The sequence below is a fragment of the Flavobacterium erigeronis genome, assembly GCF_054075165.1.
In genome coordinates this window covers 530,559-552,652 of the sequence record NZ_JBSKGP010000001.1, presented here as the reverse complement: position 1 = coordinate 552,652, position 22,094 = coordinate 530,559, and the positions used below count along the sequence as shown (strand labels likewise).

At 35.0% G+C, this 22,094-nt stretch carries 19 protein-coding genes; 1 reads left to right on the top strand and 18 read right to left on the bottom strand.

Annotation, left to right across the window (positions count from 1 at the left end; translation table 11 throughout):
* The first annotated feature begins 145 nt into the window (after positions 1–145).
* Complete coding sequence (amaB, locus tag ACWA1F_RS02345; RefSeq protein WP_456891283.1) at positions 146–1,699, top strand: L-piperidine-6-carboxylate dehydrogenase; 1,554 nt, start codon at positions 146–148, stop codon at positions 1,697–1,699.
* A gap of 65 nt (positions 1,700–1,764) precedes the next feature.
* Here amaB and ACWA1F_RS02340 read toward each other — a convergent pair whose 3' ends face one another.
* The 18 genes from ACWA1F_RS02340 to aspS form a co-directional block, all read right to left on the bottom strand.
* The gene (locus tag ACWA1F_RS02340; protein ID WP_456891281.1) at positions 1,765–4,620 is read right to left on the bottom strand and encodes a pectate lyase family protein; all 2,856 of its coding nucleotides are present in this window, start codon (positions 4,618–4,620) and stop codon (positions 1,765–1,767) included.
* Between the two features lie 478 nt (positions 4,621–5,098).
* Positions 5,099–5,866 (bottom strand): Bax inhibitor-1/YccA family protein, encoded by a 768-nt coding sequence (locus ACWA1F_RS02335; RefSeq protein WP_306154553.1) that lies wholly within the window; start codon positions 5,864–5,866, stop codon positions 5,099–5,101.
* A 154-nt stretch (positions 5,867–6,020) separates the two neighbouring features.
* Entirely contained in the window at positions 6,021–7,412 is a 1,392-nt protein-coding gene (locus ACWA1F_RS02330; RefSeq protein WP_456891279.1) for an NADH-quinone oxidoreductase subunit N, read from the bottom strand.
* 66 nt (positions 7,413–7,478) lie between these two features.
* Positions 7,479–8,918: a complex I subunit 4 family protein gene (locus ACWA1F_RS02325; protein WP_456891277.1), complete on the bottom strand. Its 1,440-nt coding sequence runs from the start codon at positions 8,916–8,918 to the stop codon at positions 7,479–7,481.
* 10 nt (positions 8,919–8,928) lie between these two features.
* On the bottom strand, positions 8,929–10,812 hold the full coding sequence (gene nuoL, locus ACWA1F_RS02320; protein WP_456891275.1) for an NADH-quinone oxidoreductase subunit L: 1,884 nt from the start codon (positions 10,810–10,812) through the stop codon (positions 8,929–8,931).
* Positions 10,813–10,818: 6 nt separating this feature from the next.
* Positions 10,819–11,139, bottom strand: coding sequence for an NADH-quinone oxidoreductase subunit NuoK (gene nuoK, locus ACWA1F_RS02315; RefSeq protein WP_008466103.1), 321 nt, complete (start codon positions 11,137–11,139; stop codon positions 10,819–10,821).
* Positions 11,139–11,678: an NADH-quinone oxidoreductase subunit J family protein gene (locus tag ACWA1F_RS02310; protein ID WP_125718840.1), complete on the bottom strand. Its 540-nt coding sequence runs from the start codon at positions 11,676–11,678 to the stop codon at positions 11,139–11,141. Before ACWA1F_RS02310 ends, nuoK begins: the two co-directional genes overlap by 1 nt.
* Positions 11,679–12,224 (bottom strand): NuoI/complex I 23 kDa subunit family protein, encoded by a 546-nt coding sequence (locus ACWA1F_RS02305; RefSeq protein WP_456891272.1) that lies wholly within the window; start codon positions 12,222–12,224, stop codon positions 11,679–11,681. It lies immediately after the preceding gene.
* 161 nt (positions 12,225–12,385) lie between these two features.
* The gene (nuoH, locus tag ACWA1F_RS02300) at positions 12,386–13,438 is read right to left on the bottom strand and encodes an NADH-quinone oxidoreductase subunit NuoH (RefSeq protein ID WP_456891271.1); all 1,053 of its coding nucleotides are present in this window, start codon (positions 13,436–13,438) and stop codon (positions 12,386–12,388) included.
* A gap of 6 nt (positions 13,439–13,444) precedes the next feature.
* Positions 13,445–14,473: an NADH-quinone oxidoreductase subunit G gene (locus ACWA1F_RS02295; protein WP_306154567.1), complete on the bottom strand. Its 1,029-nt coding sequence runs from the start codon at positions 14,471–14,473 to the stop codon at positions 13,445–13,447.
* A gap of 92 nt (positions 14,474–14,565) precedes the next feature.
* The gene (nuoF, locus tag ACWA1F_RS02290) at positions 14,566–15,936 is read right to left on the bottom strand and encodes an NADH-quinone oxidoreductase subunit NuoF (protein ID WP_109191391.1); all 1,371 of its coding nucleotides are present in this window, start codon (positions 15,934–15,936) and stop codon (positions 14,566–14,568) included.
* Between the two features lies 1 nt (position 15,937).
* Positions 15,938–16,468 (bottom strand): complex I 24 kDa subunit family protein, encoded by a 531-nt coding sequence (locus ACWA1F_RS02285; protein WP_379827605.1) that lies wholly within the window; start codon positions 16,466–16,468, stop codon positions 15,938–15,940.
* Positions 16,469–16,730: 262 nt separating this feature from the next.
* Positions 16,731–17,969 (bottom strand): NADH-quinone oxidoreductase subunit D, encoded by a 1,239-nt coding sequence (locus ACWA1F_RS02280; protein WP_306154571.1) that lies wholly within the window; start codon positions 17,967–17,969, stop codon positions 16,731–16,733.
* 21 nt (positions 17,970–17,990) lie between these two features.
* Positions 17,991–18,512 (bottom strand): NADH-quinone oxidoreductase subunit C, encoded by a 522-nt coding sequence (locus ACWA1F_RS02275; protein ID WP_306154573.1) that lies wholly within the window; start codon positions 18,510–18,512, stop codon positions 17,991–17,993.
* A 1-nt stretch (position 18,513) separates the two neighbouring features.
* Positions 18,514–19,062, bottom strand: coding sequence for an NADH-quinone oxidoreductase subunit B (locus tag ACWA1F_RS02270; protein WP_111378918.1), 549 nt, complete (start codon positions 19,060–19,062; stop codon positions 18,514–18,516).
* 150 nt (positions 19,063–19,212) lie between these two features.
* Positions 19,213–19,578 (bottom strand): NADH-quinone oxidoreductase subunit A, encoded by a 366-nt coding sequence (locus ACWA1F_RS02265; RefSeq protein WP_306154575.1) that lies wholly within the window; start codon positions 19,576–19,578, stop codon positions 19,213–19,215.
* Between the two features lie 242 nt (positions 19,579–19,820).
* A complete protein-coding gene (locus tag ACWA1F_RS02260) occupies positions 19,821–20,015 on the bottom strand; it encodes a cold-shock protein (protein WP_007137066.1) in 195 nt (64 codons plus the stop codon).
* 306 nt (positions 20,016–20,321) lie between these two features.
* Positions 20,322–22,073, bottom strand: a complete 1,752-nt coding sequence (aspS, locus tag ACWA1F_RS02255) for an aspartate--tRNA ligase (protein ID WP_456891264.1) — start codon at positions 22,071–22,073, stop codon at positions 20,322–20,324.
* Positions 22,074–22,094 lie beyond the last annotated feature (21 nt).

Sequence of the window (22,094 nt, the reverse complement as noted above, 5' to 3'; positions counted from 1 at the left end):
AAATCTAATAATAAAGTTTCGTTACTGTTAATACTCTAAAATAAACTTAAATTTACGTTGATTTATGAATTAACTTCAATCGAAAATTAATTCTAAAACAATATCTTTACATTAAAATATAACAATTTTAACTAAAAAAGTTACAATGACAACAATAGCATCGCAATTTGGAATGAATGAAGCTCTTGAAAAATTGGGCATCAAGACAATAAATAAAGGAACATCAACAGGAATAAACAATTTTTCTTCTGGAGAAATTTTAGAGAGTTATTCGCCGGTTGACGGAAAATTAATTGCTTCGGTAAAAATGTCAACTGCAGAAGATTACGAAAAAGCAATTCAAACAGCGGCAGAAGCGTTTAAGACTTTTAGATTGATTCCGGCGCCACAGCGTGGTGAAATTGTACGTCAGTTTGGAGAAAAATTGAGACAAAATAAAGAAGCTTTAGGAAAATTGGTTTCTTACGAAATGGGGAAATCTTTGCAAGAAGGTTTTGGAGAAGTTCAGGAAATGATTGATATCTGCGACTTTGCAGTTGGTTTATCTCGTCAGCTTCACGGATTAACGATGCATTCTGAAAGGCCAGGACACCGTATGTACGAACAATATCATCCATTAGGAATTGTTGGAATTATTTCGGCATTCAATTTCCCAGTTGCAGTTTGGTCTTGGAACACAGCTTTAGCATGGATTTCTGGAGATGTTTGCGTTTGGAAACCTTCTGAAAAAACGCCTCTCTGTGGTATTGCTTGCCAAAATATTATTGCTCAGGTTATTAAAGAAAACAATCTTCCAGAAGGAATTTCGTGTTTAATAAATGGAGATTATAAAATAGGAGAGTTGCTGACAGCAGACACTCGTATTCCCCTTATTTCTGCTACAGGTTCAACCCGAATGGGAAAAATTGTAGCACAAACCGTTGCAGGAAGATTAGGGAAATCATTATTAGAATTAGGAGGAAATAATGCTATTATTGTGACTCCAGATGCAGATATAAAAATGACGGTAATCGGAGCTGTTTTTGGAGCGGTTGGAACGGCTGGACAGCGTTGTACTTCAACTCGAAGACTGATCATTCACGAAAGTATTTATGATAAAGTAAAAGACGCTTTGGTTGCGGCTTACAAACAATTGAGAATCGGGAATCCGCTTGACGAAAATAATCATGTTGGACCGCTTATTGACACACATGCTGTCGAAATGTACGCAGCAGCTTTGAATAAAGTTGTGGCTGAAGGAGGAAAAATTCTAGTAGAAGGAGGAGTGCTTTCTGGTCAAGGTTATGAAAGTGGCTGTTACGTAAAACCGGCTATTGCAGAAGCTGAAAATTCGTTTGAAATTGTACAGCACGAAACATTTGCTCCAGTTTTATATTTAATTAAATATGCTGGTGAAGTAGAAAATGCAATCGAAATTCAGAATGGTGTTGCCCAAGGATTATCGTCAGCAATTATGACGAATAATCTGCGGGAAGCCGAAAGATTTTTATCAGCAACTGGTTCTGACTGCGGAATTGCAAACGTAAATATTGGAACTTCTGGAGCCGAAATTGGTGGTGCTTTTGGAGGCGAAAAAGAAACTGGAGGCGGTCGCGAATCAGGTTCTGATGCTTGGAAAATTTATATGAGACGCCAAACAAATACAATCAATTATACAACAAATCTTCCGCTAGCGCAGGGAATTAAATTTGATTTGTAATTATATAAATATCTGAAATAAGAAAGGCTTCCAAATTTGGAAGCCTTTTTAAGTTAAGTTTAGTTTTACTTTTTTATAAGAGTTTGATTAAATGATCCATCGACAGTATAAATTTTCGCTAGATAAGTTCCAGGAATTAATCCGCTTGTATCAATGCTTTGAGAATTTCCAGAATTAATTACTAGATTTCCAGAAATATTGTAAATCAGTACTTTTTGCACTTTTTGCTCAGGATCTGATAAATATAAAGTGCTAGAAACTGGATTTGGATATAAAATAATATCTGAAGTTTTTGTATCGTTTTCTTCTACAGCTAAATCAGTTGCAGTCATCATTTTTAACGTTCCTCCACTGTAGACCGTGCTGATATAGAATAAATTGGCAACAGAACCTTTTGTTATGCTATGAGAACCAGCAGCAATAGAAGCTGTTACAATACCAGCAGATGCGGTATAAGAAACATTGTCTACTTTAATAGTTCCTGTAAAGTTAGAATCGAAAACCAATGTTAAAGTTGATGCACTTGTTGTTGTATACGTTATAGAAGTGCTCGATTCAATTTTTAATCGTTGTGTTAGCGTTAAGCCATTATAAGTTACAGAACCTGGAGTTGAATTCATATTTCCTGTAATAGAATAGAATGAACTTGTTTTTCCAGAAGTTGTAAAATTATGATTTTCAGAACCGCCAGTAGAACCCGTTGTAACGGTTATAATTCCTGATGCAGTTACTGGAGTTCCTGCACTTCCAGAAGTGGTTACAGAATAAGATACATTTGCAGTTGGAGTTCCTGTAATGGTAATGGTTTTTGCCGATGTATTTTTTACAAAAGACAATCCAGAAGCTGGTAATCCAGTTACTGAAGCGTCTGTAGCGTTTCCGCCCCAAGTAAACACAATCGAAGCAATTGCAGTTCCAGAAGAAACAGTTTGGTTATTGTTTCCAGAAGAAGTTAAAGTTTGGTTTCCTGCAGCAGTAACAGTTACAGTTCCTGAACCAGTGGCTGGGGAACCACTAGTTCCAGAAGTTGCAATAGAATACGAAACTGTTGCAGTTGGCGTACCCGAAATAGTTATCGTTTTTGCTGATGTATTTTTTACAAAAGATAATCCAGAAGCTGGTAATCCCGTTACAGTAGCGTCAGTTGCGTCGCCACCCCATGTAAATACGATCGAAGAAATTGCAGTTCCGCTTGCAACAGTCTGATTGTTGTTTGAAGTAGATGTCAGCGTTAAAGTCTGCCCGCTTGAAGGTGGATTTCCTTCGCCTTGTACAGCAACTAGAGTTCCTGTATAGTTGGTAAGAGCTGTTTTTAATGCTGTAATAACTAAAGAAGAAGTATCGTCTGTTGCGTTATTAAATGTCCATTTTAAATCTCCTCCAGAAACACGTCCCGCATATTGAGTCGTTTTAGTTTTTGCCGCTGCTGGAGTGTCTACTACTAAATTTTTTACATACAAATTAGCATCTGTATCAAAGTTGTTGTAGCTATTAGCGCCTGATTTCGATTTTACAGAACTGCTTACGACTTCTCCTCTTGTTGCCGCTACGTAAGCATCAAAATCTGTTGTAGAGCTTATCTTTCCTGAAATATTGTACAGAGGATTTGGATCATTATACGCTACAAAACGCATATTGTTTGTTCCGTTAGAAGCGTCAAAAGTATTGTTAAAAGCCTTGATGCTTCCACCTGCTTCTCCAGAGAATGTTCCCATTGTTCCTGCGTTATTTACTTGGTTCGCTTCGTCCCAAATATCAGTACCTTGCAGTGAAGTTAGCATTGGGTGCTTGCTGTTTCTATAATAATTTCCTTCAACAAAAAGTGAAGATCCTAAAGTTGAACCTGCTCCATATTTAGAAACGCCATCATAATAGTTGTTGTAAATATGTGCCGAATAATAGCGCACTCGTGGATGACGAGAATCAGAATGGTCAAACCAGTTGTGGTGATATGTGATGTACAATCCTGAAGTTGTACCTTCGCTTAAACCTAAAAGACTTGCTTTTCCATTGTCCCAAAAGTGGTTGTAAGACAATGTAATATAAGTCGAAGTTTTGTTGTCTAATGCTCCGTCGCCTTTTATTTGGTCGGCATCGCTTCCTGCATTTCCATAGAATAAATCGCAGTTATGTACCCAAACGTGATCGTTGTCTTGCTGCATTCCTACGTTATCACCTGCAGTACTGTTACAGTTCATAAATCCAAGATTGCTTACTTCTATGTTTGAAGCCGATTTCAATCTAACTCCCCAGCCATTTGCAACAGCGTCGTCACCAATACCTTCAAATGTAACATAACTTGAAGCATTGTTTGCGTTTTCAATAACAACATCACCACCTTCCATAACGGTCATATCGGTGATATTTCCAATCAAACGAATAATGAACGGACGCGTATCTTTTCCTTTTTTAATGGCATACAAAATATTTTGTAAACCAATACAAGGATTTGAACTTGCACCAGTAATATTCATAGAAATGGTGTTTTTGGTATTTTGCGTAATGTAAAGAATTACGGCATTATCCTTTGGAGTTCCGTCTGCTTTATATCCGCCTGGAATGCGGCCGCTTTCAAAGGCAAATCCATTTCGGTCATGTGCTGCTACAGTTAAGCTTCCCGTTGTGGTTCCAGTTCCCTCGTTGCCATTTATAACAGGCTTTACTTTTACGGTATAAGTTCCCGCTTTTAACCCAGGAATATCAGCGCGAAAATAAGAGCCATAACTTCTAATAAGCTGGTCGTCAATTTTTTTGTCTGTAAATCCGTTACCCGTGTAGTAAACATTGTAGGTCTGGGCACCGCTGACTGGCTGCCACTTTACAAAAGCAGATTCCAACCAGCCGGAAGCTTCATTGATAGTTTGGGCCCATAATTGAGCTGTCATAAGAAAGACAGCTACGAAAAGTAGGTTTTTTTTCATAGTGTTTGTTTAAGATAGTTAATAAAATAAGTAAGTGGTTTTATTTTCGACTCCAAGTGGTTTAATTGTAATCGATTACACAAAATTATATATTAATTTTTAATACCGTAATTTTTTTACTAAAAAAAAGAATATACTTAATTTTTTTAGCTTTTAAAATGTTAAAAATGTAATTAATTGCATGAATTGTAATTTATTACACATTGATTATTGTGTAAGGAAAGCCGTAATTTATTAGCTTTTTAGAATTTTACAATTTAAACAGGAAGAATTTAGAGGATTTGTAATTTTTTTTAATTACATAAATTACATTTCCATTTTTTGTAGGAAAAGAATTCTTTTTGTTTTTTGAAGAACAGATTATTCTTAAAGATTTAATCTCAAAATTTACATTTAAACTTTAAAAAAGTAATTTATTAAAATAAAAAAAGCCCCTTTGATTTTACTCAAAAGGGCTTAAATTTTTATAAAGAAGAAATTAATCCTTACTATAAAGCTTAGCTAAAAGTCTTAGGAATTCAATGTATAACCAAACCAATGTAATCATTAATCCCATCGCTCCGTACCATTCCATAAATTTTGGCATTCTTTCTCTTGCACCTTTTTCAATTAAATCAAAATCTAAGAATAAATTAAGAGCAGCAATAATAATTACAAAAACACTGATCCCAATACTCATCATAGAATTTCCATAATGAACAGGCTGCCAGCTTGTAAATAGAGAGACTAACCAAGAGATTAAATAATAAGTAGCAATTGCCAATGTTGCCGCAACAACCACAGATTTAAATTGTTCTGTAACCTTAACAATTCTGAATTTGTATAATCCTAAACAAACTAAGAAAGTAACTAGAGTTGCACCAACGGCATTAATTACGATTCCTGGAAATTTTAATTCAAATATTGCAGAAATTCCTCCAATAAACAATCCTTCAAATAAAGCATATCCAGGCGCTAGGTAAGGAGAAGCCTGTGGTTTAAATGAAGAAACCAACACTAAAATAAAACCAATAATTGCGCCTCCAATTGTAGGCAACATAGGATTCATTCCGTTAAAAGCCATCCACCATGTTACCATAGCAGCACCGCATAAAATAAGAAATAAGATTGCAGTTTTATTGATTGTTCCAGACACCGTCATTTCTTGATTGTAATCAATAATCTGAGCTTGGTGTACTTCTGTTCTTGAGTCAGCATTTGAAAAACGCTTACTGTTTAAAAATGGATTTTTTGAATTAAAGTTCATAATTTAATACATTTAATTGAACCCAAATATATGGAGATTTTTTGAAGTGCAATCTCCGGAGAGAATTTTTTAACATGATTTTCTGTTCTTTATAAAGCAAAAAAAATCCATCAGCCGAGACTGATGGATTTTTCTATATATTGTATTTCTTATCTTAATTCAATAAGTCTAAAACTAATGAAGGGAATAAACCAATAATAATATTTAAAGCAATTGAAACTATTGCAGTTGCATAAATAAGGAATGGTCTTCCTGTTCTTTCCTGATTTGGTTCTTTAGAATACATAGCAAGAATTAATTTGAAATAGTATCCAACACTAATGATAGAATTGATTACGGCAACAATTACTAATCCGATATATCCTGCTTGAATAGTTTGGTTGAATAAGAATAATTTAGCAAAGAATCCAGAGAAAATAGGAATACCTGCCATCGACAATAATGAACCTGTAAGGATTGCAGCCAATAACGGATTTGTTTTTCCTAAACCGTGGAAATTGGTAATGTCTTCATTGTCATGATCTCTGCAAACATATAAAATTACGCTGAAAGCTGCGATTCCTGATAATGCGTAAGCAGCAGTGTAGTATAATAAAACGCCAGCAGAAGCTGAAACAGTTAATAATGTCATTAACATGAAACCTGCGTGAGAGATTCCAGAGAAAGCCAACATACGTTTTACGTTTACTTGTCTTAATGCCATAATATTACCAACAGACATTGAAGCAATAGAAAGAACAACTACAATAACTTCAAATGTGTGTAAAAGATCTTGGTTGTCTAATGAAGCAATTAAATTTAAACCAGAAATCAATTTAAATAGCGTTGCAATTGCTACCACTTTTGCCAATGTGCTCATTAAAGCAGTTGTTAAAGCTGGAGAGCCTTCGTAAACATCTGGAGCCCAGAAATGGAAAGGTACAGCCGCTACTTTAAACAACATACCGATAACCATTAAAATCATACCGATTGGAAACCAGATTGGTAACTCTGCAGAAAGTGCGCTTTCGTGAATTTCGCTAATATCAAAACTTCCCATTGCACCGTAAATCAAACAAATACCGAATAAGATAATTCCAGAGGCAAAAGATCCCATCAAGAAATACTTCATACCGGCCTCGTTGCTCTTAATATTTAAACGATCGCTTGCTGCTAAAACATATAATGCAATAGATAAAATTTCAATTCCTAAAAAGAACATTGCTAAGTTTCCAAAAGAAACCATTGCTACAGCTCCAGCCAGTAAGAAAACTTTAATAGCAACATAATCTGAAATTTTCGTTGGATGATTATGGTAGAAATTATGGCTTAATGCTACAAGGAAAATCGTCAGGACAATAAACAATGATGAAAACGAAGTAGAGAACTTACTTACTGTAATCATATTGTTGTAATAACTTTGTTCCATTCCGAATTCGCAGAAATTGATTGCCAATACTCCTAGTAAACCTAAGATGGTAAAAGGAACGATGGCTTTTCTTAAATTAAGAATTTCAAACAATAGGCAGAAAATACCCAATCCTGTTATAGCTATTAATGTATTCATTTTTATCTTTTTGATTTAGGATTTCCATTTTTAAATGTAACCCTAATTTATTTTTTGTTTAAAATATTAGTTCTTATTGATAACTTGTAAAATGTTTTCCAAGCTTGGTGTAATCAAATCTGTGATTGGTTTTGGATAAAATCCGAAGAACAATAAAACAGCGATAATTACTGCGAAAGAAATTCCTTCGTTAAGTGTCACATCAGCAAAAGCTTTTGAGTTCGTTTCACCCAACATTACGTGCTGGAACATTCTCAACATATAATAAGCTCCTAAAATAATAGTTGTTCCTCCTAAAATAGCAAACCAAATATTAATTTGAGATAAGCTGTATAAAACAGTAAATTCTCCAACAAAGTTAAATGTACTTGGTAATGCAACAGAAGCCAATACTAAGATTAAAAACATTGAAGCAAATTTTGGAGACTGCGTGCGAATACCGCCCATTTCTGCAATTTCTCTAGTTTCATATCTTCTGAAAATAACTTCGGCAGCAAAGAATAATCCAACCACAACAAAACCGTGAGCAATCATTTGTAAAACTGCACCTCTTAAACCATCAAGTGTTAAGGTATAAGAAGCCGCAGCGATTAAACCAACGTGTGCAAGAGAAGAATAAGCTAATAATTTTTTAAGATCATTTTGTCTTAAGGCTACAATTGAGCCATAAATTACACCTGCAATTCCTAAAGCAATAAAGATATACATGTATTCTTTTGCAGCTGTTGGTGCAAGTGGCAATTGCCAACGAAGAACACTGTATAGTCCCATTTTTAACATGATACCAGATAAAAGCATTGTTCCAACAGTTGGTGCTTTTTGGTATACATTTGCCTGCCAAGTATGGAAAGGAATAATTGGAATTTTAATAGCATAAGCTAAGAAGAATGCCAAGAAAATCCAGAATTGCTCACAAGCAGATAAATTTAATTTATATAAATCTTCAATTAAGAAAGATCCTGCTTTTGTGTATAAATAAATAAAAGCAGTTAACATGAATAACGAACCAGCAAGTGTGTAAATAAAGAATTTAACCACTGCTTTTCTGCGTTCTTCAGCATCGCCATTACCCCAGATCAAAGCAATAAAGTAAATCGGAACAAGAGCAAGCTCCCAGAAAATGTAATATAAAAGACCATCAGAAGCTAAGAAAGTTCCTGTCATAGCAAATGCCATAAAAAGAATTAATCCGTAGAAAGCTTTTGCGTTTTTATATTCATTCCCAAAAGAAGAAAATATAATAATAGGAGTAAGGGCTGCAGTTAATAAAACCATTGCCAATCCTAATCCGTCAGCATTTAAAGCGAAAGAAATTTTAGGCTGTGTAATCCAGCTGTTGATTACGCTAATATTTTCACCAGCATTATAATTATTCAATAATACAATTGAACATCCTAAAGCGACTAAGCTGAAAAGCAAAGCAACTTTTGAAGCTAGTTTGTCACCAGAAAAATAAGTGGCAAATGCACCAATTAAAAGTATAATTAATATAGTAGAAACGTTCATAGTTATAATATTATTGAGCTAAAAATATATAGGAAATAATGGCACACATTCCTAAAACAAATACAAATAGATATAATCCGATACTTCCTGATTGTAATTTCTTTCCTTGATAAGCGATTTCATTCGTCACTTTGCCTAATCCGAAAACAAGAGCAGATAAACCAGTTTCGATATAATCTCTAAAGAATTTAGATAAGCTATTAATTGGCTGAACAAATACGGCATCGTAAACTTCGTCTACATAATATTTGTTGTATAAAACTTTGCTTATACCTGTAATGTTTTCATCAGATTCTGGAACATTATCTTGTTTAAAGTATTTTACGTACGCAATTAAAATTCCTAATAATCCACCAAGAACAGCAACACCCATTAAAGTATATTCAGTTGTTCCTAAATGGTGCTCTTCGCCAGCTACTTTTGTGAAAAGAGGAGCTAGGTAATGATTTAACCAGCTGTTTCCAGGTAAACTAATTAATCCACCGAAAGTTGCTAAAATAGCTAAGATGATAAGCGGAATAGTAATTAAAGAACCACTTTCGTGTAAATGGTGTTTTTGTTCTTCTGTTCCTCTAAATTCTTTGAAGAAAGTCAAGAACATTAAACGGAACATATAGAAAGCTGTCATAATTGAAGCAATAGATCCAACAACGTATAATGGAATACTGTGGTGGAAAGCTGTCAATAAAATTTCGTCTTTAGAAAAGAATCCAGAGAAGAATGGAACTCCTGAGATTGCTAATGAGGAAATTAACATGGTCCAGAATGTAATTGGCATCGCTTTACGCAAACCTCCCATGTTACGCATATCCTGTTCTCCGTGTAATCCGTGAATTACAGATCCAGAACCTAAGAATAAACAAGCTTTAAAGAAAGCGTGAGTGATTACGTGGAAAACGGCTACTTCATAAGCTCCAAATCCTAATGCTAAAAACATTAATCCTAATTGAGAAACTGTAGAATAAGCTAAAACTTTTTTGATATCTGTCTGTACTAATCCAATTGTAGCAGCAACCAATGAAGTGATAGCTCCAATAATTGCGATTACATTTTGTACATCATGAGCTAAGTCAAATACAAAGTTTAATCTTGTTACCATAAAGATACCTGCAGTTACCATCGTAGCCGCGTGGATCAATGCAGAAACTGGAGTTGGCCCAGCCATCGCATCAGGCAACCAAGTATATAAAGGAATTTGAGCAGATTTACCACAAGCTCCAATAAATAAACATAAAGCAGCTAAAGAAAGTAATGGTAAATTTAAATCAGCTGTTCCTGCAATTGAAGTTTTTAAAGTCGAATAATCCAAAGTTGAAAACATCGACCCGATGATGAACATTCCGATTAGTAAACCTAAATCTCCAATTCTGTTCATGATGAAAGCTTTTTTTGCCGCATCATTGTAATCTTGGTTTTTATGCCAGAATCCAATTAATAGGTAAGAACAAAGTCCAACACCTTCCCATCCAATAAAAAGAACTAATAAGTTGCTTCCAATTACAAGCGTAATCATAAAGAATACGAACAGATTTAAATACGCAAAAAACTTGTGCATATTTTCATCGTCATGCATGTAACTGATAGAGTATAAGTGAATCAAAGATCCGATTCCAGTTACAAATAATAACCAAAGAACAGATAATTGATCTAATAAAAATCCAAGATTGATTTTTAAGTTGCTAATTTGAATCCAATCAAATAAAGTAACCTCAATTCCTTTTCCCGTTGAAGTTATTTGATTAAAAAGTAAAAGAGAAACTACAAAAGAAATCGCTACAGCAACAGTTCCGATTGCACCAGAAGCTGTTTTCCCTAAGCTTTTTCCAAAAAAGACATTTACTAGAAAACCTAGTAAAGGAGTTAAAACTAAAATTAAAGCTAAATTGGTATCCATTTCTGATTATCCTTTTAAATTTTTTAAATTATCGATACTAATTGATCCGATATTTCTAAAGATAGAAACTAAAATGGCCAATCCTACCGCAACTTCGGCTGCAGCAACCGCCATCGAGAAGAACACAAAAACTTGTCCTTGCGCATCTTGATGATAAGTTGAAAAAGCAACAAATAAAAGGTTTACCGCATTCAACATAATTTCGATAGACATGAAAACGATAATAGCATTTCGTCTGTACAATACACCAAAAATACCAATACAGAAAAGTACAACACTCAAAAAGATGTAGTTTTCAATACCTATTTGATTTAATATATTACCCATTATTTATTTAATTTTTCTTTTTTAGACAATAGAACTGTTCCAATCATAGCAACCAAAAGTAAGATTGAAGCAAATTCGAAAGGAACCATATATTCGTCCAATAAAATTTTACCTAAAACTTTAATTGATTGGAAATCTTCTCCAGTAGAATCGTATTCACCCACAATTGGTTTCGAGTTAATAAAGATTGTAATTAAAACAATCAAGATTAAACAGAAAGAAACAATAGCGCCAAGACGTGTAATTCTAGGACGGTGAACTTCTCGTTGTTCGTTCAGGTTCATCAACATGATGGTAAACAGGAACAGAATCATAATAGCTCCAGAGTAGACTATTATATGAACAACAGCTAAGAATTGAGAATTTAATAGTAAATAATGACCAGCAATTGAGAAGAAACAGATTACCAAATAGATGGCACTGTGAATCGGGTTTCTGCTGAAAATAGTCAAGAAAGCAGTAATAACGGTAATAAACGCTAAAAAGCAAAAGATAACTTGAACAGTTGTTGCGTGTGCAAAATCAGGAATATGTATCATTTAGTTAGCGTTTTTAAGTTGAGCGTTTTTCAAAGCCATTTCTAAAGGCATTACTAATTTATCTTTCCCGAAAATGAAATCTTCTCTGTTGTAGCTAGCAGGAACTAACACTTTAGATTCAGTTAAGTAAATAGCGTCTTTTGGACAAGCTTCTTCACATAAACCACAGAAAATACAACGAAGCATATTGATTTCGTAGATTTCTGCATATTTCTCTTCTCTGTACAAGTGTTTTTCATCTGGCTTGCGTTCTGCAGCCTTCATAGTAATTGCTTCTGCAGGGCAAGATAATGCACATAATCCGCAAGCAGTACAGTTTTCACGGCCTTGTTCGTCGCGTTTCAGCATGTGCTGACCACGATAAACTGGACTCATTTCACGAACCTGCTCTGGGTAATGAATGGTAACTTTTTTTCTAAAAAGGTGCTTTACTGTAATAACCAGACCTTTTACAATCGCCACAAGATACAATCGCTCAACAAAAGACATGTCTTTATTTGACACCACCTTTTTTCTACCCGATAATGATATAGTTTCTATTGACATTTTTACTATTATAGTTTATGATTTACAATTTGACATCAATCAAATTCAAAATCTATTTTGTTTTTTATTTGAAGCTAATCCTGCTATCCGCTATATCTTATATTTTTTAAAGAAAAAAACATAAGGATGCCGCTTCTATCAGGGCTAGGGCATTATGGTTCTTAGAAGCCTAAGGCAGCTAAGATTTCGTGTCTTAAAATAACAACACCTGTTATCATGATATTAATGATCGAAAGCGGAATTAAAATTCTCCAGCCTAAGTTCATTAATTGGTCATATCTAAATCTTGGAATTGTCCAACGTACCCACATGTAAAAGAATATGAAGAAACATATTTTTACAAATAATGCTGCGATTCCTAATAAATTAGCTGCATTTACACCTACATTTTCTACCATCCATTGCATTCCTGGGTAGTTGTACCCGCCAAAGAATAAAACAGAAATAATAGTAGAAGAGATAAACATACTCGCATATTCAGCAAATAAATAGAATCCCATTTTCATTGACGAATATTCTGTATGGTAACCTCCAATTAACTCGTTTTCACATTCTGCTAAATCGAAAGGAGTTCTGTTTGTTTCTGCAAATGAACAGATTAAGAAAATTAAGAATGATAATGGCTGATAAAAAACGTTCCAGTTCATTCCTTGCTGCTGTAATGAGATTTCTTTTAAACTCATTGTTCCGGTCATCATCAATAAAGCGATTATTGATAATCCCATTGCAACCTCGTAAGAAACCATCTGAGAAGCAGCACGAATAGCTCCCATCAAAGAGAATTTATTGTTAGAAGCCCATCCACCAATCATGATGCCGTAAACTCCAACAGAAAGAACTCCAAAAATGTATAATAAAGCAATATTTACATCAGTAGCCTGAAGAATAATGTCTCTTCCGAAAAGGTGTAAACGATCTCCCCACGGAATTACAGCACTTGTCATCAAGGCTGTACTCATCGAAATTGCCGGACCTACAACGAATAAGAATCTATTAGGAGTGTTTGGGAAAAATTCTTCTTTAGAAAACAATTTCATACCATCTGCAAGTGGCTGCAACAAACCACCCCATCCTGCACGGTTTGGTCCAACACGATCTTGTAAGAAAGCAGCAACTTTACGTTCTGCCCAAGTGGAATACATTGCCATAATCATTGTAACCGCAAAAACGACTACAATCACAACACTTTTTTCTATAATTAATGCACTTTCCATTTCTTACTATTTTTGGTCTTTATCAGTTAATGGAATTGCTGCCATACTAATTTTTTTACGGTCAATATCACGGCCTAAAAGAATGTTCTTTTCTGTGTCGATCGTTACTTTCTCTAATTTCTGAGTGTAATTATTTTGGTTGATTACAGAGTCTTTTTCAAATTCTCTTGGTCCTTCAATTACCCAATCCTTCACATCTTTATGATCAAAACGACAGCTGTTGCAGATGAATTCTTCTACTTCATGGTACTCGTCTTTACGACCAGTTACACGCTGAATTTCTCCACCAAACATCCAAACGGTAGTTTTTCCGCAACATCCTGGAGTTGTACATTCTCTGTGTGCGTTGTAAGGTTTGTTAAACCAAACTCTTGATTTAAAACGGAAAGTTTTATCTGTTAAAGCTCCAACTGGACAAACATCAATCATGTTTCCAGAGAACTCATTTGTAATAGCTTTAGAAATACAAGTCGAAATATTAGCGTGATCACCACGGTCTAATACCCCGTGAACTCTGTTGTCTGTCAATTGATCTGCAACTTGTACACATCTTTGGCAAAGAATACAACGGTTCATGTGAAGTTGAATATTCGGACCAATATCTTCTGGTTCAAATGTTCTTTTTTCTTCAATGTAACGTGACTTCGGATTTCCGTGCTCGAAACTTAAATTTTGTAAATCACACTCTCCAGCCTGATCACAAATAGGGCAATCTAATGGGTGGTTGATTAATAAAAATTCTGTTACAGATTTACGTGCTTCCGTTACTCTTGCAGACGATTTACTGTTTACTTCCATACCGTCCATACATCCTGTTACACAAGATGCCATCAATTTTGGCATTGGTCGCGGGTCAGCTTCACTACCTTTAGAAACTTCAACTAAACAGCAACGGCATTTTCCGCCACTGCCTTTTAATTTTGAGTAATAGCACATGGCTGGCGGAACTAAATCTCCACCAATCATACGTGCAGCCTGCAGGATCGTTGTTCCTGGTTCTACGTCTATACTTTGACCGTCTATGGTTACTTTCATCTCTTATTGATTTGAATGTTGAAAGTAAGAATATTCAAAAGAGTTGCTGTCCTTTTAATATTTTTAACTTTATAACTTTCTGCTATATATTTTTATACGATTACTTTACCGCCAACTAAATGTTTAACCTGAGAAAAAGGCTCAGCTACAAAGTGATCTCTATTTTTAATTTTTTCTGGGAAACGAACGTGATATTCAAACTCGTCTCTAAAGTGGCGAATCGCAGCAGCTACTGGCCAAGAAGCGGCGTCACCAAGCGGACAAATTGTATTTCCTTCAATTTTACTTTGAATGCTCCACAATAATTCGATATCTTCTTCACGGCCTTGACCGTTTTCGATTCTCCATAAGATTTTTTCCAACCATCCAGTTCCTTCACGGCAAGGAGTACATTGTCCGCAAGATTCATGGTGGTAGAAACGAGCAAAATTCCAAGTGTTTCTAACTACACAAGCAGTGTCGTTGTAAACGATAAATCCTCCAGAGCCTAACATAGATCCAGTGGCAAAACCACCATCACTTAAAGATTCGTAAGTCATTAATCGGTCTTCCCCGTTTGCTGTTTTAAAAATTAATTCAGCTGGTAAAATTGGCACAGAAGAACCTCCAGGAACAAATGCTTTCAAAGGTCTGCTTGAAGACATTCCTCCTAAATATTCATCAGAATTCATGAATTCGTCAACACTTAAACCTAATTCAATTTCGTAAACTCCAGGATTTTTAATGTGTCCAGAAGCAGAAATTAATTTAGTTCCAGTAGAACGTCCAATTCCAATTTTAGCATAATCATCACCAGAATTGTTTACGATCCAAGGCACCGTTGCAATAGTTTCAACATTATTCACTACTGTTGGGTTTGCCCAAAGACCAGAAACCGCTGGGAAAGGGGGTTTAATACGAGGATTTCCTCTTTTACCTTCCAAAGATTCGATTAATGCTGTTTCTTCTCCACAGATATATGCTCCAGCTCCACAGTGAACGTGAAGTTCTAAATCATATCCTGATCCTAATATATTTTTTCCTAACCAACCTGCAGCTTTTGCTTCTGCGATTGCTCTTTCTAAAATTTTGAAAACCCACATATATTCTCCACGAATGTAGATATAAGATAGGTTCGCGCCTAGAGCGTAGCTTGAAGTAATCATTCCTTCGATCAATAAGTGAGGAATATATTCCATCAAGAAACGATCTTTGAATGTTCCTGGCTCAGACTCATCGGCATTACACACTAAGTGTCTTGGTCTTCCTGATTTTTTATCAATAAAGCTCCATTTCATTCCAGCAGGGAAACCTGCACCACCACGACCACGTAATCCTGATTTTTTTACTTCTTCAGTAACTTCGTCTGGAGTAAGTGTTTTTAAAGCTTTTTCTACAGAAGCATAACCACCGTTTTGACGATATACTTCGTAGGTTTTAATTCCAGGAATATTGATTTTATCTAATAATATTTTTTGTGACATCTTATTTATCGTGTAATATTATTTTATCCTCTTTACAATCAGCAATAATCTGATCGATTTTCTCTTCTGTCAGTTTTTCTTTGTAGAAATCACCCAACTGCATCATCGGAGCGTATCCGCAAGCACCTAAACATTCTACACCAGCAATAGTAAACATTCCGTCTGGAGTTGTTTCGCCCATTTTAATGCCTAGTTTTTCAGAAGTGTAATCCATCAGATCCTCAGCACCTCTTAAACAGCAGCAAGAAGTCTGGCAGAACTCAAACATATACTTACCAATTGGCTTTTGGTTGAACATCGTATAGAAAGTAACCACCTCATAAACCTCAATCGGTTTGATCTGAAGAATCTCGGCAACTTTATCTTGAAGTTCAATGCTAAGCCAGTTGTTGTGTGCATCCTGAACTTCGTGCAAAACAGGCAGTAAAGCCGATTTTTGTTTGCCCTCAGGATAATGACTGATCAATTCATTGATGCGGTTCATCAATGCCTCAGTCATATTTATTTCTTGTTTGTAATGTTTACGTTCCATTTTTATTTTAGATTTTAGATTTTAGTCCCGATAGCTATCGGGATAGATTTTTTCAAATCTTTGTCCAATCCGTATTCTGCAATCTTGTTAATTTTAGATTTCTGAGTTTAGATTTTAGATTTTTTCAAATCTGTATCTATAATCTATATCTATAATTTTTTAAGTTTTAGATTCTTCAATCTTTATTTGGGTTAGATTTAGAAATCTAAATTTTAAAATCTGCGAAGCAATCTAAAATCTAAACTCTTAAATCTACAATCAATTACGCGTCTAATTCTCCTGCAATTACGTTCAAACTTGATAAGATGATAATTGCATCAGAAAGCATAGCGCCTTTAATCATTTCTGGGAATGCTTGATAATAAATAAAGCAAGGTCTTCTGAAATGTAATCTATATGGAGTTCTACTTCCGTCTGTTACTAAATAGAATCCAAGTTCTCCATTTCCTCCTTCTACTGGGTGATATACTTCTGCAACTGGTACAGGAACTTCTCCCATTACGATCTTAAAGTGATAAATTAAAGATTCCATAGAAGTGTAAACATCTTCTTTTGGAGGAAGGTAATAATCTGGAACTTCAGCATGGTATTCGTTTCCTGGAGGCATTTTCTCTAACGCCTGACGAATAATGCTTAAACTTTCCCAAACTTCAGCATTACGAACACAGAAACGATCGTAAGTGTCTCCTGATTTTCCAACAGGAACAATAAAATCGAAATCTTCGTAAGATGAGTAAGGTTGTGCTACACGTACATCATAATCAACTCCCGCAGCACGTAAGTTTGGACCTGTAAATCCGTAAGCCATAGCTTTTTCAGCAGTGATACCACCTACGTTTACAGTTCTATCAAGGAAAATTCTATTTCTTTCAAATAGGTTTTGGAATTCCTGCCAAACAGGAGGGAATTCTTCAAGGAAAGCATCTAGTTTTTTGAAAACTTCTGGAGACCAGTCTCTTTCAAAACCACCAATTCTTCCCATATTGGTTGTTAAGCGAGCACCACAAATTTCTTCGTAGATTTCGTAGATTTTTTCTCTAAATTGAAAAACGTATAAGAAACCAGTATACGCACCAGTATCTACACCTAAAATTCCGTTACATATAATGTGGTCTGTAATACGAGCCAGCTCCATAACGATAACTCTTAAATATTGAGCTCTTTTAGGAACTTCAATACCTAATAGTTTTTCTACTGTCATCCACCATCCCATATTGTTAATAGGAGACGAACAATAGTTCATACGGTCTGTAAGAGGTGTAATTTGATAAAAAGGACGATTTTCGGCAATTTTTTCGAAAGCTCTGTGGATGTAACCAATAGTTGGCTCAGCCTCAAGAATTTTTTCACCATCCATCAACAAGATATTTTGGAAAATACCGTGTGTAGCTGGGTGAGTCGGACCTAAATTCAGTACAGAAAGTTCGCTTCCGTCGTCATTTAGTCTCTCCTTAATTATTTTAGCATAACGATGCTCTGGTGGTAATAATAGTTCTGACATTTTATAATGTTGAATTATTTTTTAGCAATTTGTTGTTGTTCTTCCAAAGAACCTGTCATCCTTATCAGTTCTTCCGCTGTCTTCCAATGGGAATTCTTTTCTCATTGGGTGAGACTGCATTTCGTCCATATTCAAAATACGTTTCAATTGTGGATGACCTATAAAGTCAATTCCATAGAAATCGAAAGTTTCTCTTTCCATCCAGTTGGAAGACAAGAAAATATTTGAAATTGATTTTATTTCTGGTTTTTCTCCGTTTAGAAAAACTTTGATTTTTAATCTTTTGTTTTCGTACCAGTTGTGTAAATGATATACAACTGCAAACTGACGTTCTGCTTCATTATCTGGGTAATGAATACCGCATAAGTCAGTTAAGAAATGAAATTTTAATTCTGGATCGTTTTTAAGGAATAGAATCAACGGTGTGATTTTATCAGCCGAAGCTTCTAAAGAAAAAATATCTCTTTCTTGTTGAAAGTTAAAAACATCATTGCTGAATGTTTCTACAAGTTTGTCTTGAATTTGGGTATTTTCTAAAGCCATCTTATGAGATATTATATGAAGCTAATAATTCTTGATATTCTGGTGAGCTTCTTCGTCTCACAGATTCGCTTTTTACTAAATCTTGCAATCTCATAACTCCATCAACAATTTGTTCTGGTCTTGGCGGGCATCCTGGCACATAAACGTCAACCGGAATTACTTTGTCAATTCCTTGAAGAACAGAGTACGTATCAAAAACTCCTCCTGAAGAAGCACAAGCTCCAACAGCAATTACCCAGCGTGGTTCAGACATTTGTTCGTAAACTTGTCTTAAAATTGGCGCCATTTTTTTAGAAATAGTTCCCATTACTAAAAGCATATCAGCTTGACGAGGAGAGAAACTTACACGTTCAGAACCAAATCGAGCTAAATCGTAGTGAGATGCCATTGTTGCCATGAATTCAATACCACAGCATGAAGTCGCGAAAGGAAGCGGCCATAATGAGTTGGCTCTTGCTAAACCAACAACATCACTAAGTTTTGTAGCGAAGAAACCTTCACCAGTAACTCCTTCTGGCGGCGCAACCATATTTACTTTTGAATCGCTCATTTTATTTTAGATTTCTGATTTTAGATTTTAGATTTTTTAAATCGTAAAAAGTAAAATCAATTTTTTAAATCAGTACTTTAAATTTGAGTTCAAATTTTAAATCTCAGTATTAGATAAATCTAAAATCTCAGATCTAAAATCTAAAATCATTTATTCCCACTCTAATGCCTTCTTTTTGATGATATAAAAGAAACCAACTAAAAGTAAAGACATGAAAACTATCATTTTTAACATTCCTTCAACTCCTAAGTCTTTGAAGTTTACTGCCCATGGGTAAAGGAAAATAACCTCTACGTCGAATAATACGAACAAAATAGCAACTAAGAAGTATTTTACTGAGAAAGGAATACGGGCGTTACCAACAGATTCGATACCGCATTCGAAGTTTTTATCTTTAACTTCAGAGGTTCTTCTAGGTCCTAATTTTCCAGAAATAATGATTGTTCCTACCACAAAACCAACAGCTAGAATAAACTGCATTAAAATAGGAATGTAACTGTATTGATCAGATTGCATAAACTTCGATTTTTTACTTAAAAAATGAGCCACAAAGATAACTTGGAACTCTGTAAAACACAAGCTAAAGGAGGAGATAAGTAGTGCTTGAAACCGCGTTTACGTGTAATTTTTATTCATTATAAATAACATTGCGTTATTTTAATATTTTTTTAAGAAATGGGTAAAAAAAAACGTCCCGATATTTCGAGACGTTTTCTGAGACCATTCAGAGGCAAAAAAAATAAATTGCTATATTTTTCTTAGATTACTGCTACTTTAGCAGCAACTTTCCCTTTTCTTCCTTCTTCTTCTTCGTAGCTTACACGGTCACCTTCGCGTAATTCTTCCGCGTTAATTCCTGAAGCGTGAACGAAGATGTCCTTTCCTGTTTCTTCGTCTGTAATGAATCCATAACCTTTAGATTCATTGAAAAATTTTACTGTACCTGTACGCATTGTAATTGTAATAATAATTTATAATAAAACAAATGTAATATATAAAATAATACAAAAGACATCTACGTGTTAATTTTTTGTAAAAATTATTGATTTACAGTGTTTTTACGCGGTTTATTGCATCAATTTATTTATAGAATAGTGAAATTTGCGAATCATTAATTGTAAGAATCTAAAAATATTGCATTTGTAAGAATTTGATAATTCAAAAAAAATAGCTCTAAGATTTTTCTTAACATTTTATTAAACCAAAAAACGCGCTGCAATTGCAACGCGTTTTTAGTTTTTATGAGTGAACTATTTAAACTAAGCAATATCTACTTTAATTTTTAGTTCTTTTAATTGTGCATTATCAATTGCAGCAGGTGCATCGATCATTACGTCGCGCCCAGAATTGTTTTTTGGGAAAGCGATAAAATCTCTAATTGTTTCTTGTCCGCCTAAGATGGAAACAAGTCTATCCAAACCAAAAGCAAGACCTCCATGCGGCGGTGCTCCAAATTGGAAAGCATCCATTAAGAAACCAAATTGTGCTTTTGCTTCTTCTTCGGTAAATCCTAAATATTTAAACATTAATTGCTGTGTCGCCTTATCGTGAATACGAATAGATCCTCCGCCAATTTCGTTTCCGTTTAAAACCATGTCGTATGCATTTGCGCGAACTTTTCCAGGTTCTGTTTCCAATAAAGCCATATCTTTTGGTTTTGGAGACGTAAATGGGTGGTGCATTGCATGGTAACGGCCACTTTCTTCGTCAAGCTCTAATAATGGGAAATCTACAACCCAAAGAGGTGCAAATTCTTCTGGATTACGCAATCCTAAACGAGTTGCCAATTCCATACGAAGTGCAGAAAGTTGTGCGCGTGTTTTGTTTGCAGGACCAGAAAGTACAAAAATCATATCGCCAGAATTTGCTTCTGTAGCTTTTGCCCAGTTTGCCAAATCGTCTTGATCGTAAAATTTGTCTACAGAAGATTTGTATGTTCCGTCTTCGTTGCATTTTACGTAAACCATTCCAGATGCTCCCACTTGCGGACGTTTAACCCAGTCAATTAATCCGTCGATTTCTTTACGAGTGTAGTTTCCTGCTCCAGGAACAGCAATTCCGACAACTAATTCTGCTGCATTAAATACTGGGAATTCTTTATGCTGTGCAAACTCGTTTAATTCTCCAAACTTCATTCCGAAACGGATGTCCGGTTTGTCGTTTCCGTATGTTTTCATGGCATAGTCGTAAGTAATTCTTGGGAATTTCTCTACTTCAATACCTTTAATTTCTTTTAATAAATGTCTTGTCAATCCTTCAAAAACATTCAAAATGTCTTCCTGCTCTACAAAAGCCATTTCGCAGTCAATCTGTGTAAACTCTGGCTGACGGTCTGCACGTAAATCTTCGTCACGGAAACATTTCACGATTTGGAAATATTTATCCATTCCTCCAACCATCAAAAGCTGTTTGAAAGTTTGCGGAGATTGCGGTAAAGCATAAAACTGACCTTCGTTCATACGGCTTGGCACAACGAAATCTCGTGCTCCTTCAGGAGTAGATTTAATTAAATAAGGAGTTTCAACTTCGCAGAAATCCAAATCAGATAAATATTTACGAACTTCCATTGCCACTTTGTGACGGAATAATAAACTGTTTTTTACCGGATTTCTTCTGATATCCAAGTAACGGTATTTCATTCTGATATCTTCTCCACCGTCTGTTTCATCTTCAATCGTAAAAGGAGGAGTTAAAGCCGAATTTAAAATCGTTAATTCAGAAACTAAAATTTCGATTTCACCTGTTGGAATATTTTTGTTCTTAGCTTCACGCTCAATTACAGTTCCTTTTACCTGAATCACAAATTCTCTTCCTAGAGTTTTTGCCAATTCAAAAACGGTTTTATCGGTACGGCTTTCGTCAAAAATAAGTTGTGTAATTCCGTAACGGTCACGTAAGTCAACCCAATTCATAAATCCTTTATCACGAGATTTTTGAACCCATCCCGCTAGTGTAACTTCCGTATTAATATTTGAGGCATTTAATTCGCCACAATTATGACTTCTATACATAATCAAAATTTTAGACTGCAA